At 61.7% G+C, this 12494-nt stretch carries 12 protein-coding genes and 1 pseudogene; 6 read left to right on the top strand and 7 right to left on the bottom strand.

The genetic code is table 11. The annotated features are described in order from the left end of the window. Window positions 1-45 precede the first annotated feature (45 nt). Together EN852_RS02745 and EN852_RS02740 are read left to right on the top strand one after the other, a co-directional pair. On the top strand, window positions 46-798 hold the full coding sequence (locus EN852_RS02745; RefSeq protein ID WP_127874810.1) for an SDR family oxidoreductase: 753 nt from the start codon (window positions 46-48) through the stop codon (window positions 796-798). Between the two features lie 54 nt (window positions 799-852). Next, window positions 853-1278, top strand: a complete 426-nt coding sequence (locus EN852_RS02740) for a cupin domain-containing protein (RefSeq protein WP_127874809.1) — start codon at window positions 853-855, stop codon at window positions 1276-1278. 89 nt (window positions 1279-1367) lie between these two features. Here EN852_RS02740 and EN852_RS02735 read toward each other — a convergent pair whose 3' ends face one another. After that, window positions 1368-1985, bottom strand: coding sequence for an alpha-ketoglutarate-dependent dioxygenase AlkB (locus tag EN852_RS02735; RefSeq protein WP_127874808.1), 618 nt, complete (start codon window positions 1983-1985; stop codon window positions 1368-1370). Between the two features lie 100 nt (window positions 1986-2085). On the opposite strand from EN852_RS02735, the gene EN852_RS02730 reads away from it, so the two are divergent. Next, a complete protein-coding gene (locus EN852_RS02730; protein WP_127864072.1) occupies window positions 2086-2301 on the top strand; it encodes a KTSC domain-containing protein in 216 nt (71 codons plus the stop codon). Window positions 2302-2336: 35 nt separating this feature from the next. Here the strand turns inward: EN852_RS02730 and EN852_RS02725 are convergent, their stop codons facing one another. Continuing rightward, complete coding sequence (locus tag EN852_RS02725; RefSeq protein WP_127874807.1) at window positions 2337-3458, bottom strand: NAD(P)/FAD-dependent oxidoreductase; 1122 nt, start codon at window positions 3456-3458, stop codon at window positions 2337-2339. Window positions 3459-3653: 195 nt separating this feature from the next. Between EN852_RS02725 and EN852_RS02720 the strand changes: the two genes are divergently transcribed. Continuing rightward, the gene (locus EN852_RS02720) at window positions 3654-5030 is read left to right on the top strand and encodes an aspartate aminotransferase family protein (RefSeq protein ID WP_127874947.1); all 1377 of its coding nucleotides are present in this window, start codon (window positions 3654-3656) and stop codon (window positions 5028-5030) included. Between the two features lie 222 nt (window positions 5031-5252). After that, window positions 5253-5816, top strand: a complete 564-nt coding sequence (gene msuE / locus EN852_RS02715) for an FMN reductase (protein WP_127864074.1) — start codon at window positions 5253-5255, stop codon at window positions 5814-5816. 66 nt (window positions 5817-5882) lie between these two features. On the opposite strand, the pseudogene EN852_RS42140 reads toward msuE, so the two are convergent. From EN852_RS42140 to EN852_RS02690, 5 genes and pseudogenes are all read right to left on the bottom strand, one after another. Beyond that, window positions 5883-5969, bottom strand: a pseudogene (locus EN852_RS42140) (ethanolamine utilization protein); the annotation flags it as partial. Between the two features lie 18 nt (window positions 5970-5987). Next, entirely contained in the window at window positions 5988-7676 is a 1689-nt protein-coding gene (locus EN852_RS02705; RefSeq protein ID WP_127874806.1) for an acyl-CoA dehydrogenase family protein, read from the bottom strand. A 3-nt stretch (window positions 7677-7679) separates the two neighbouring features. Further along, window positions 7680-8465 (bottom strand): crotonase/enoyl-CoA hydratase family protein, encoded by a 786-nt coding sequence (locus EN852_RS02700; protein WP_127874946.1) that lies wholly within the window; start codon window positions 8463-8465, stop codon window positions 7680-7682. Further along, on the bottom strand, window positions 8465-10132 hold the full coding sequence (locus tag EN852_RS02695; protein WP_127874805.1) for an AMP-binding protein: 1668 nt from the start codon (window positions 10130-10132) through the stop codon (window positions 8465-8467). The genes EN852_RS02700 and EN852_RS02695 overlap by 1 nt, the downstream gene beginning before the upstream one ends. After that, window positions 10129-11136: a glycine cleavage T C-terminal barrel domain-containing protein gene (locus EN852_RS02690; protein ID WP_246694155.1), complete on the bottom strand. Its 1008-nt coding sequence runs from the start codon at window positions 11134-11136 to the stop codon at window positions 10129-10131. Before EN852_RS02690 ends, EN852_RS02695 begins: the two co-directional genes overlap by 4 nt. Window positions 11137-11427: 291 nt before the next feature. Between EN852_RS02690 and EN852_RS02685 the strand changes: the two genes are divergently transcribed. Continuing rightward, a complete protein-coding gene (locus EN852_RS02685; protein WP_127874803.1) occupies window positions 11428-12324 on the top strand; it encodes a LysR substrate-binding domain-containing protein in 897 nt (298 codons plus the stop codon). Window positions 12325-12494: the final 170 nt, after the last annotated feature.

Here is a 12494-nt window from a genome sequence, read left to right as displayed (position 1 = left end):
CGAACAAGGAGCGTGCCGCAAGAGCGGCGCAAAAGGAGACATCACATGAAACTCGTCATCATAGGGGGAACCGGCCTGATTGGTTCGAAAACCGCAGAACGCCTGCGCAAGCGCGGTCACGAGGTGATCGCGGCCTCCCCCAACACCGGCGTCAACACAATCACCGGTGAGGGGCTGGCAGCTGTGTTGGCGGGGGCCGAGGTGGTCATCGACCTGGCAAATTCCCCTTCCTTCGAGGACAGGGCCGTGCTCGAATTCTTCCAGACGTCTGGGCGGAACCTGATTGCCGCGGAGAAGGCCGCCGGCGTCAAGCACCACGTCGCGCTGTCCATCATCGGGACGGATCGGTTGCCGGACAGCGGCTATCTTCGCGCCAAGGTCGCCCAGGAAAAGATCATCCAGGAAGGCGGCATTCCCTATACGATCGTGCGCTCCACCCAGTTCTTCGAATTTCTCGGCGGCATCGCCAAGGAAGGCACGGTCGGCGATACGACGCGCCTGTCGACGGGCTATCTTCAACCGATCGCTTCGGACGACGTCGCGGACTTCGTGACGGACGCCGCTCTTGCGGCGCCGGTCAACGGCATCGTCGAGATCTCCGGTCCGGAACGCCTGCGCCTGTGCGATTTCGTCGCCCGCTACCTCAAGGCGATCGGCGACACGCGCACCGTCATAGCCGATCCGGAGGCGCGGTACTTCGGAACCAGACTGCAAGACGATTCGCTCGTTTCCGACGGCCATCCCCGCATCGGCCGCGTCGGTTTCGATCAGTGGTTCGCTGCCCAGCCGAAAAAATGACCGCGCCCGCTGCCCTTCATCCGGCGGCGCCCAACCCGTGAAAGGAAAATCGAAATGATCAAGTCACTCGCCGCCGCCGCAATTCTCACGGCGTTTCTGCCCTCTTCGGCTTTCGCCGACGACACCCCCGGCGGTGGTAAAGGCGCAAAGGTCACCCTCGTCTACGACCATGAACTGCCGAATGTGCCTGGCAAAAGCATGAAAGGCGTTCTCGTCGAATATGCTCCCGGCGGCTTCTCCGAGGGCCACACGCACCCCCAGTCCGCCTTCATCTACGCCACTGTGCTGGAAGGCGAGATCCGCAGCCAGGTCAATGACGGCCCCGTTACAGTCTACAAGGCCGGCGAGAGCTTTTCAGAAATGCCCGGCGACCGCCACGGTGTCAGCGAAAACGCCAGCAAGACGAAACCGGCAAAGCTGCTGGCTGTCTTCGTCGTCGACACTTCCCAAAAGGAACTGACGTTTCCGATCAAGAAATAGGGCCGAAGCGGTTCATCGTTTCAGGAAACGGTGAGCCGCCCTAGCTCTGTTTTTGGCGCGGATAGTGGATCACCTGGACGCCCGGCCCTTCAGCCGACGCGCAGCGTCCGGAACGTGATTGAGTAGCGGTGTTGTTCGACAGGCGGGATGGAGTGTTCCCACTCATTTCGCGCCGGTCCCGCCATGAGATAGACCGACCTGGGCTCGACGTTTATCGTCTCACGGTCCCATGCCGTGGCGCTCTTACGGCGCAGGCGGAAGCTGCAGGGCGCCAGCAGGGAAACGCCGGCGACCAGCTCGAAATGCGGCTTGTCCCGATGCCAGCCTATGCCGGCGCCCGGACGATATTCGTTGATCAGCAGCTGCGCGAATTCGCTCGCCGCGACGCCCGCGAATTCGGCGACCTTGGCGCGCAGCGGCAGCATGAAATCCGGAATGGGCGGCGCGTCGACGACCTGGCGGCGCTGATAGTCATAGCGCAGGCCGAAGCCGACGACCTGCCTGTTGGCAAGATAGCCGTGAAAATCGAACGGCTTGAAGGGCAGGCCGCGGATATGGCGGACCAGTTCGTGCTCTTCGTCACGGGTGATCAGTTCCGGCTGGTAGGAAAAGCCTTCGGGCAGGCTTGCGGGCAGCGCAGGCCCGGGCGCACGAAAGAGGTCGCCCTGGCGGGCGCTCTCCTTGGTCGGGCGTTTGGCTGATGACATGCGGGCTCAGATAGGCGATCGGAGCAGGTGTGCAAGGCCACTCCCGGCCCGCGGAACCTGGAGATGCGTGAAGGGTTGGGTTGGGAACAGGATGCCGGCCATGCCTTCCACCGCAATCCAGAACATTCACTACGATCCATCGAGGCGAGTCCTTTCGGTATGGTTCGTTCCGAGCGGCGACCGCTACGACTATGAGGATGTGGACCCCGAGATCTACATGGCCTTCAAGGCAGCTTTCTCAAAAGGCCAGTTCTTCAACGAATTCGTGCGCGATCGCTTCAGATACCACCTCGTGGGAGGTGGACGCCGGCATTGAGCGCCAGGGCGCCGCGTCTTGACGCTGCGGCGCCGTCAGCCCGTCTTGGGCGCGAGGATGCACATCACGTGCTCGGCAATCGCCAGGCTGGCAGTCAGGCCGGGGCTTTCGATGCCGAACAAGTTGACGAGGCCGTCGATGCCATGCGTTGCGGCATCCTGGATGACGAAATCGCTGTTGGGGTCGCCTGGACCGGAGAGCTTCGGCCGGATGCCGCTATAGGCCGCCTGCAGGCTACCATCGGGCAGATCGGGCCAATATTTGCGGATCGCGGCATAGAAGCGCTCGCCGCGCGCCGGATCGACGCGATAGTCGATCGTGTCCGTCCACTCGACGTCCGGTCCGAAGCGTGCGGCGCCCGCAAGATCGAGCGTAAGATGGACGCCGAGCCCTCCGGGCTCAGGCACGGGATAGAGAAGATGTGAAAAGGGGGCGCGCCCGGCAACCGAGAAGTAATTGCCCTTGGCGTAGCGAAGCGCCGGCAGGAACTGCCGGCCAAACCCTTTGAGCGAGCCTGCCAAGGCGACGGCGCCCAGGCCGGCCGCGTTGATGAGGCGCGGTGCGGCGATCTCGAACTGCTCGCCGCTCGCCGCGTCCATCGTCCGCACCACGATCCTGCTCGGCTCGACGCGGCCCGAGACGATGCGGGTGTTGAGCGACAGCGTCGCGCCGTTATCCTCGGCGTCGCCGAGCAGGCCGAGCATGAGCGCGTGGCTGTCGATGATGCCAGTGGAAGGCGAAAGCAGCGCCTTGGTACAGTGAAGCGCCGGCTCCAGGGCTCGCGCTTCGGCGGCGGAGACGAAGCGCAAATCGCCGACGCCGCAGGCAGCGGCGCCGGCCTGGATCGTGGCAAGCACGGGGTCCTGGGCCTCGTCGGTCGCGACGATCAGCTTGCCTGCGCGGCGATGCGGGATCGCGCGTTCCGCACAGTATCGATACAGCATGTCGCGGCCAGCGACGCAGAGCCGGGCCTTCAGCGACCCTTGCGGATAATAGATCCCGGCATGGATGACTTCCGAATTGCGCGAGCTCGTCTCGGTGCCTATGGCGTCCGCCGCTTCGAGGACCAGCGTGTCCAGACCTTGGGCGGCCATGGCGCGCGCGACCGCAAGGCCGATGACGCCGGCGCCCGCGACGATGCAATCGACTTGTTCCATGCTCCAACCCTGCTGCGCCATCAGTTCCGCGACGGTCGCGGCTTGTTGGCGCTATCGATCCCGGCTTCGCGGCTCTTGCGAGCAGCCTTCGCGATGAGGCATCAGCCGCGACAATGCAACGCGGAATTTTTGGATTTCTCAACGAGGAAGCTCGTCCTATTTCCGCTTTGGACCCCCAAGACAGGACCCACCATGATGGACGCCCGACCGAATTCCCCCGAAGCCCGCGATATCCGCTACCACCTGCATGGCTACACGAATGCCCGCAAGCATCAGGAAACGGGGCCGCTGGTGATCGAAAAGGGCGACGGCGTCTATGTCGAGGACATTGCCGGCAATCGTTACCTCGAGGCGATGGCGGGCTTGTGGAGCGTCGCCGTCGGCTTCTCAGAAAAGCGGCTGGTCGAAGCGGCAACGCGGCAGATGTCCAAGCTGCCTTTCTATCACGACTTTGGCTCGAAGGCGCATTCGCCGCTGATCGACCTGGCCGAGAAGCTGGTGCAGATGGCGCCGGTGCCGATGAGCAAGGCCTATTTCACCAATTCCGGCTCCGAGGCCAACGATACCGCGATCAAGATGATCTGGTACCGCTCGAATGCGCTTGGACAACCGGCGCGCAAGAAGATCATCAGCCGCAAGCGCGGCTATCATGGCGTCACCATCGCCTCGGCGAGCCTGACCGGCCTGCCCAACAACCATCTTTCCTTCGATCTGCCGATCGCCAATATTCTGCACACGTCGACGCCGCATCACTGGCGAGACGCCCAGCCCGGCGAGAGTGAGGAGCAGTTCACCGCCAGGCTCGCGGACGAGCTGGAGAAGCTCATCCTTGCCGAGGGGCCTGAAACGATTGCCGCCTTCATCGGCGAGCCGATCATGGGCGCCGGCGGCGTCGTCGTGCCGCCCGCCGGCTATTGGGAAAAGATCCAGGCGGTGCTGTCGAAATATGGCATCCTGCTGGTGGCCGACGAGGTGATTTGCGGTTTTGGCAGGACTGGCGAGATGTTCGGCTCGCAGACCTTCGGCATCAAGCCCGACATCATGGTGCTGTCCAAGCAGATTTCCTCCTCCTACCTGCCGATCTCGGCGCTGCTCATCAACGACAAGGTGTTCGAGCCGATCGCCGACGAGAGCGACCGCATCGGCACCTTCGGTCATGGCTTCACGGGCGGCGGCCATCCGGTCGCCGCGGCCGTGGCGCTGGAAAACATCAAGCTGATCGAGGAGCGCGATCTCGTCGGCAATGCGCGCAAGGTCGGCTCACATCTGCAGGCACGGCTGCGCAAGCTCGCCTCGCATCCGCTGGTGGGCGAGGTGCGCGGGGTCGGTCTCATCGCCGCCGTCGAACTCGTCGCCGACAAGGCATCCAAGGCGCCCTGGGGCAAGCCGGCGGCGCTCGGCGCGCTGGTCAACGGCTTCCTGCAGCAGAATGGCGTGATCTCGCGCAACATGGGCGACGCGATCGCCTTCTGTCCGCCGCTGATCATCACCGAGGCACAGGTCGACGTGCTGGTCGATGCGTTCGAGCGGTCGCTCGACGCCGCCCTGCCGCAAGTTCATCCGCAGGGCTGAAAAGACGATCGGGGACGGCGCCCGATGTCTTGGCGCCCCTGTTGATGGGCAAGCTGCTTATGCGCGTCTCGCCGTCAGTATCCATAATCTGTTCGATCCATGGAAAAATTGTTCGGCGGCAAGCCCTCCAAGGGTCGACGGTTCCTTCTAAGGCGGGTCGGAGTCTATAAAAATTATAGACATTGGACTCTGATCGTCGACCTACCGAGAAAGTGCCACAGCATGCCCAATCCAACTGTCGTCGGTTTCTCCGGAAATTTCACCCGGCCGTCGAAGACGCGCGGCTTCGTCGAGCATGTCGTCAGGGATATCGCGGTCCGCAACAATCTGTCGGCGAGCACCTATGACATCGAGGATGTCGGAGCCTCGCTCGGCAGCGCCAAATGGGCGCGCGATCTCGATCAGCAGGGCCGCGACGTCCTTGACAAGGTCGTCAACGCCGATGTGCTGGTGGTCGGATCACCGACCTACAAGGGCAGCTACACGGGCCTGTTCAAGCACTTCTTCGACCTGCTCGATCCGACGGCGCTGAGAGGCAAGCCGGTGCTGTTGCTTGCCACCGGCGGCGGCGAGCGGCATGCGCTGATCGTCGAGCACCAGCTTCGGCCGCTGTTCGGGTTCTTCGAGGCGCTTGCCTTGCCGACGGGAGTTTATGCGACGGACAAGGATTTCGCCGACGGCGTGCTTGTGTCCGAGGCGATCCGCAAACGCGCCGCGCAGGCGGTCGAGGAAGCGGGATACGCGCTGCTGCGCCGCGCCGGCGGTCAGCGGGTTGCGGCTGAATAGCCGGGGCCTCTGGCCGCAGGACGTTTCCCGACGAGTGAGGCATAGCCAATAGGCGGCCACCACTGGAACCGCGCCTTGCTCGTGCGAGCAGATCGTGACCTGCTGGCCTTTGCGCATATGGACGATCTCGCCCGGTCCTGCGGTGATGCTGCCTGACACCGCAGGTAAGGGCTACTGGAGATCATATGTTGCCAAGATATCAGCTCCCGATAACGCGGATTTTGCTGTAGCCATCGCGGTCGGCAATTCAACTGTGATGAAATAGCGGGCCTCACTTTCATTGGCGCCGCCTTGTGTTAGAGCCGCGCTCTCTGCCAGATATCCCCCGGCAATGACTGCGGCCAAGGCGCGGAGGAGTGGCATTGCGGCCGCCAGCGACTGGACGCTGTCGGGCGCTTTGGATAGCGTCTTCGCCAGTTCCGATATTTCAGACACAATACGGCTTGCGAGCGGTTCGCCGGCAACGATCGCCAGTCCCTCCCGGCTGGATTTCAGGGCGTCAAACAGCGTCTCGCCGTCTTCGAGACGTAGCTTTCGCGAGACAAGGTCAATGGCCTGTATGCCATTGGTGCCTTCGTAGATCGGCAGAATACGAGCGTCGCGATAAAGCTGCGCAACGCCCGTCTCCTCAATGTATCCCATTCCGCCGTGGATCTGAATTGCAGTTGACGTTACCTCAACCGCTATCTCCGTCGAGTAGGCTTTGGCCAACGGTGTCAATAGAGAGGCCCTTGCATGCGCAAGCCGTCGGTCATCAGCTGATTTTGCTCTCAGGCTCCCGTCGATCCAAGAGGCGGTGGCCATGCATAGCAGACGTGCAGCAGCGGTCTTGGCCCGCATTTCAAGGAGCATTCGTTTGACGTCAGGATGATGAATTATTGCGCTCGCGCCTGCTCGCTGATCCGGAACGCTTCCCTGGCGCCGTTCCCTTGCATACGCGACCGACATCTGCGTGGCCCGCTCGGCGAGCGCAACTCCCTGGACGCCAACAAGAAGCCTCGCGTTGTTCATCATCGTGAACATGCAATTGAGGCCGCGGTTCTCTTCTCCGATCAGCCATCCTTTCGCGCCGCCGTTGTCACCATAGGTCATGGCGCAGGTCGGTGAACCGTGTATGCCGAGCTTATGCTCGAGCGAATGGCAGCGCAGGTCGTTGCGTGCTCCGTCAGGCAGAAATTTAGGGACGAGAAACAGGGAGATTCCCCGAGTGCCGGCAGGCGCATCGGCAAGTCGCGCCAAGACCAGATGCACGATGTTGGACGCGCAATCATGCTCGCCATACGTTATGAAAATCTTGCTGCCGGTGATGGAGTAAGTGCCGTCGCCCAACCGTTCCGCTCGGCAGCGTAGATCCGAAAGATCGGAGCCAGCCTGCGGTTCCGTGAGGTTCATGGTACCGGTCCATTCCCCGGACACGAGCTTGGGCAGGTAAAAGTCCTTGAGGTCCTGGCAGGCGTGCGCCGCAATCGCTTCGATGGCACCTGCCGTCAGAAGCGGGCAGAGAGCGAAGGCCATGGAAGCTGAGTTCCACAGTTCGGTACATCCCACGGCGATCAACATGGGAAGGCCTTGCCCGCCATGGTCGGCGGGGCCCGCTAAGCCGTTCCAGCCAGCTGCGCACCAGTCCCGATAGGTTGCGCTCCAGCCCGGAGGTGTGGTGACCTTCCCGTCGTTGATGGATGCAGGAAGCCGGTCGCCGACCTGGTTCAACGGGGCGATACGTTTGGCGGCAAAACGCCCGGCCTCGGAAATGATGGCCTGCGCATCATCGAGAGAGAGATCGGCATAATGAGGAGCGCCGAACTTCCCGGCGCTCTGCATCGCCAAAAGAATCTGGGACACAGGCGGTCGATAGGTCATCTGTCACCTGGTCCCCGGTTCGAGACGCTCGGTTTTCTTGGAAAAGAAGGCCTCGAGCCGCTCCCTGATATCCGGGTTGGTTTGCACGGCTGCGGCAAGCAGGCCTTCCGCAAACAGGCCGTCCGTGGTGGACATGTCATTGATGCGGGATATGCCGGTCACGATGGCAAAATTGGTGGTTGGGGGATTGGACGCAACCTGCGCAGCCAGCATCTTGGCACGGGCGAGCGCCTGGCCGTCGCCAACCACTTCATGGCATAGGCCAAGATCCAGCCCGCGTCGGGCGTCGTAGGTCCTTGCCGACAGCATCATGTCGATCATGCGCGCCGGCGTGATGATGCGGGCCACGCGTACCGTTGCGCCGCCGCCCGTGAAGATGCCGCGCTGGCCTTCCGGAAGAGCAAAGAAGGCACTCTCCTCTGCTACGCGGACATGCGCCGCCGCCGCCAGTTCGAGGCCGCCGCCCACGACTGCCCCCTTGAGCGCGGCGACCACGGGGATGCCGCTGAATTGAATGAGGTCGAAGGTTCGGTGCCAGCGTTGGCACATGGTCATGAATTCGACTGGAGAGCGGTCCTTCTCATAGTGCTCCCGCAAATCCAGCCCGGCGCAGAAATGGGCGCCCCTGGCCGAAAGCACGAAACACCGCGTGCCGTGGGGTGGCGCCCGAAACACGTTTTCGATCTCCAACAGCATGTCTTCGCTAATGGCATTGCGCCGATCCTCGCGTGCCAGCGTCACAACGGTTACAGCGCCTTCCGTCTCGATGGTGATGTATTGTTGTTTCATCATGGAAAAGCCTTGGCCCGTTCACGTAACTTGTACTTTTCGATCTTGCCCGTCGAAGTCTTGGGCAAGGTCTCGAAGATATAATGCTTTGGAACCTTGAAGCCGGGGAGATGTTGCCGGCAGAACTGGTTCAGTTCATCCGCGGTGGCGTTTGCACCAGGCTTGAGCTCCACGAAGGCGCAGGGTGTTTCGCCCCATTTGACGTCGTGCTTGGCCACGACAGCGGCGGCGCTGACGGCCGCGTGTCGATATAGAACAGATTCCACCTCGATCGAGGAAATGTTCTCCCCGCCAGAGATGATGATGTCCTTGATGCGGTCCTTGATTTCGAGGAAGCCGTCCGGATGCTGCACGGCGACGTCGCCAGTGTGGAACGCTCCGCCTGCAAAGGCAGCTTCCGTGGCTGCTTCATCCTTGTGATAGCCTTTCATGATCGTGTTGCCGCGCAGCACGATCTCGCCCATCGCGCTGCCATCCTGGGGCAGGCGCGTTCCGGATTGGGAGTCCCAAATCTCAGCCGCTTCCGTTGTGGGAAAGCGCACGCCCTGGCGCGCTTTGATCATCGCGCGCCTCGTGAAATCCACGCCGTCCCATGCCTGGTCCCAAATGGATTGGACGACATGGCCGTAGGTTTCGGTGAGTCCGTATACTTGCATCACATCGAAGCCCAAGGCTTCGACTTTCTCAAGAATGGCCGCAGGCGGCGGCGCTCCGGCCGTCATGACCCGAACGGCATGCGGGAGTGTAAAAGGTTCTGCTTCGGCGGCCTCCACCAGCATGCCGAGCACGACGGGCGCCCCGCCAAAATGGGTGACACCGAAAGCCTCGATGGCCCCGACGATCGCCTTGGCCGAGATCTGCCGGCAACAGACGATCGTCGCTGCAAGCGCGGTCATGGTCCACGCATGCCCCCAGCCGTTGCAGTGGAACATGGGCACTGTGTAAAGATAGGTCGGATGGCCCGAGAGCCCCCATCCCGCGATGGTGCCCAGTGCCATGAGATAGGCGCCGCGATGATGGTAGAGCACGCCTTTGGGCCGCCCGCTGGTGCCGGATGTATAGTTCAGGCACAGGGTCTGCCATTCGTCGGCCGGCAGCAGCGGCGCGAAGGCTGCGGCTTCGGAATGAACCAAATCCGCGTGGCGGTTGCATCCGGCCAGGGCCTGTCCCGGCCCGCCAAGGTCGATGACCAGGGGTTTCAGCCGATTGAGGCGCGCCAGCGCCACTTCTGCCAACGGCGCGCTTTGCCTAAGCCGATCAAGGCGTGCCAGTGCCTCCTCCGCCAGGGGGGTCAATTGCCGATCCAGCATCAGCACTCGGGCTTCGGCATGCTCAAGAATATAGGCCACGGTTTCGGCATCGAGCCGGATATTGATGGTGTTGAGGACCGCGCCGGCCATCGCGACGGCGAAGTGTGCCTCGAACATTTCAGCCGTGTTGGGAGCAAGGACCGAAACGACGTCTCCCGGCCTAACGCCCAAGCGGATCAAGCCCGCCGCCAGAGCCTCGCAGCGGCGGCGCACTTCCAGCCAGGTGAAGCGACGCTCCTCATCGATGATTGCCAGGCGATCAGGATAAAGATCAGCCGTACGGTAGAGGAATGAGATCGGGGTCAACGGCACGTGGTTGGCGGCCCGAGGTCGGAGATAAGGCGCCTCGTCGATCATAGGAAAGGAAGCTCCACCAGCCGCGCGGCCATCGAACCGTTCGCGCGATTGACGCTGACCGTCGCTCCGGCCTTCACGTCGGTCGATATCAAGGCATACCCGATGTTGGCCTTCATTCGGGGCGACCACGTGCAATGCGTCATCACCCCAACCTTGGCGCCCTCGAAGGTGATGTCCTCACGTTTGGCGCCAAACGGCACCGGCATCGAGGCATCGAAGATGAGACCCAGTTGATGCCGCTTCGGTCCCTCGGCTTCAATCTTTCGGAGTGCTCCGATGCCAACAACATCGTCGGGAACGTCGAGATCGACATACTTGCCGAGCCGAACTTCGAAAGGATTGGTTTCGTCGTCGGTATCGCCTCCCACCGACACGAGTCCGCTCTCGGTGCGTTCCGCAGTTGCCGGTGCGCCGGGGCCGATCCCCCAGGGCTTGCCCGCTTCCTTGAAGATGTTCCAGAGCTTCGTGCCCTGCGTCCCATCCCTCAGATAGATTTCAAATCCGCCTTGTTTGGACCAGCCTGATCGCTGCACCGCTATCGGGATGCCTTCGATCTCGGTTTCTTTGAACCAGAAGTACTTGAGCGCGCGCACCCAATCGCCCAGGACATGGGCTACGACATCCTCGGCTTTGGGTCCCTGCAGCGCCATGGGCGAGACGTCGGGTTCGGTAATCTCGACATTCAGCCCGCGTTCGGCCGCGATGGCGCTGGCCCAAAGCCAGATGTCGCTGTCGGCAATCGAAAACCAATAGAGGTCGTCGGCGAGCTTCAACAAGATCGGGTCATTGATGATCGTGCCGCGATGGTTGCAAAGCGGCACATATTTTCCTTGGCCAATCTTGCAGGTCGAGAGATCGCGCGGTGACAGGATTTGTGCCAGCCGGCCTGCGTCCGGTCCCTTAAGCTGCACCTGGCGTTCCACACCGACATCCCATTGCGAGACGCCGTTGATCAGCCGCCAATACTCTCCCTCCGGGTCGCCGAACGATGTCGGCATGATCATGCGGTTGTAGACATTCGCAGCCACCATGCCTTCCGCGACGGCGGCTTCAAAGAAGGGCGATGGACGGACGCGGGCAGTTGGGAAAAACGAGAACATTGGATCCCTCGGGCTGCATTATCGGCGGTACCTGCCGCCTTCCTCATCGGGGACGGCTCTGAGCTTCGGAAGTGGGCTCACTTGGTCCCGCCGGCGCAGGTGAGCCTTGAATGTCTCGGCAACGCGTGTTGCGTCAAACAACCGTTTCGCAGACAATGACCCTGTTTCTGTTATAGATAGGTTGGAGATGACTAGATGCAGCTCGATCTGCCGCCTCTCATTTGGCTGCGCGCCTTCGAAGCCGCAGCGCGACACCTCAGCTTCACCGATGCTGCCAAGGAACTGAATCTGACTCAGGCCGCCATCTCCAAGCACGTCAAATCGCTCGAGTTCAGCCTTCGGCATCAGCTGTTCATCCGCCACCCCCGCAGCCTGCAACTGACCAAGACCGGGGAGGCCTATCTGCCGAAGGTGCGCGACGCATTCGAGCGTCTGGCTGTCGGTACCCGTGAGGTGTTCGGTGGGCGCCGAGCAAAGGAGTTGACAGTGAGATGCGCGGTGTCGTTCGCGGTCAATTGGCTGGCGCCCCGTCTCCCGGAATTTCTGGACTGCAATCCCAACAAGAATATCCGGATTATCTCGAGTGTCTGGAACGATGCCTTCGATACGGACGTCTTTGATCTCGACATTCAGTACGGCACTGGCGGCTGGAGCAACGTGCGGAGTCACCGTTTGACATGGGAGACCATTACGCCCCTCTGCGCCCCTGGCCTCGTCGCGAAACGGCCACTGAAGCGGCCCGACGATCTGCGGGAACACCGGTTACTGCATGTGCTCGGATACCAGGAAGGCTGGGGGATCTGGCTGAATGCCGCCAAGGCAAAAACGGTCGACCCGGGGCAAGGCTTGCAACTCGACACCTCCTTAACGGCCTTCGAGATCGCGGCAGAAGGTGGCGGCGTGGCACTCGGGCGGTTGTCTGTTGCCAACCGAGAACGGAAATCCGGCAGACTGTTCGCGCCATTCGATCTCGAAGTTCCGATTGACGAGGCCTTTCACCTGTTGGAGCCCCTCGGAAGGGATCCGCATCCCGACGCCGCGCTTTTCGTCGACTGGCTGCTGGAAGCCGCGGCTCGCAATCGAGTTAGCTAACTATTCGAAACAATTGATTCATTAAAAAAATATGGCGGAGAGGTCGTCTTTCGATTTTATGCCTATACATTGAAATTGTTGATTTTTTCTGCTCATTGTTACGCAGTTTATTACACAGAAAACGTTCAGTATGGATATGTTACAAATAGAATTCCCACCCTCACGACCCG

Origin of the sequence: Mesorhizobium sp. M2E.F.Ca.ET.209.01.1.1, assembly GCF_004010375.2 — a bacterium.
Lineage (GTDB): Bacteria > Pseudomonadota > Alphaproteobacteria > Rhizobiales > Rhizobiaceae > Mesorhizobium.
Note: the sequence above shows the minus strand (reverse complement) of the source record. Positions and strands in the feature narration are given on the sequence as shown.

Bases quoted from the DNA above. Each gene is read 5' to 3' on its own strand.
- EN852_RS02740 (WP_127874809.1), top strand. From the start codon at position 853: ATGATCAAGTCACTCGCCGCCGCCGCAATTCTCACGGCGTTTCTGCCC.
- EN852_RS02695 (WP_127874805.1), bottom strand. From the start codon at position 10,132: ATGATCGACGAGGCGCCTTATCTCCGACCTCGGGCCGCCAACCACGTG.
- EN852_RS02730 (WP_127864072.1), top strand. From the start codon at position 2,086: ATGCCTTCCACCGCAATCCAGAACATTCACTACGATCCATCGAGGCGA.
- msuE (WP_127864074.1), top strand. From the start codon at position 5,253: ATGCCCAATCCAACTGTCGTCGGTTTCTCCGGAAATTTCACCCGGCCG.
- EN852_RS02745 (WP_127874810.1), top strand. From the start codon at position 46: ATGAAACTCGTCATCATAGGGGGAACCGGCCTGATTGGTTCGAAAACC.
- EN852_RS02685 (WP_127874803.1), top strand. From the start codon at position 11,428: ATGCAGCTCGATCTGCCGCCTCTCATTTGGCTGCGCGCCTTCGAAGCC.
- EN852_RS02690 (WP_246694155.1), bottom strand. From the start codon at position 11,136: ATGATCATGCCGACATCGTTCGGCGACCCGGAGGGAGAGTATTGGCGG.
- EN852_RS02700 (WP_127874946.1), bottom strand. From the start codon at position 8,465: ATGAAACAACAATACATCACCATCGAGACGGAAGGCGCTGTAACCGTT.
- EN852_RS02720 (WP_127874947.1), top strand. From the start codon at position 3,654: ATGGACGCCCGACCGAATTCCCCCGAAGCCCGCGATATCCGCTACCAC.
- EN852_RS02705 (WP_127874806.1), bottom strand. From the start codon at position 7,676: ATGACCTATCGACCGCCTGTGTCCCAGATTCTTTTGGCGATGCAGAGC.
- EN852_RS02735 (WP_127874808.1), bottom strand. From the start codon at position 1,985: ATGTCATCAGCCAAACGCCCGACCAAGGAGAGCGCCCGCCAGGGCGAC.
- EN852_RS02725 (WP_127874807.1), bottom strand. From the start codon at position 3,458: ATGGAACAAGTCGATTGCATCGTCGCGGGCGCCGGCGTCATCGGCCTT.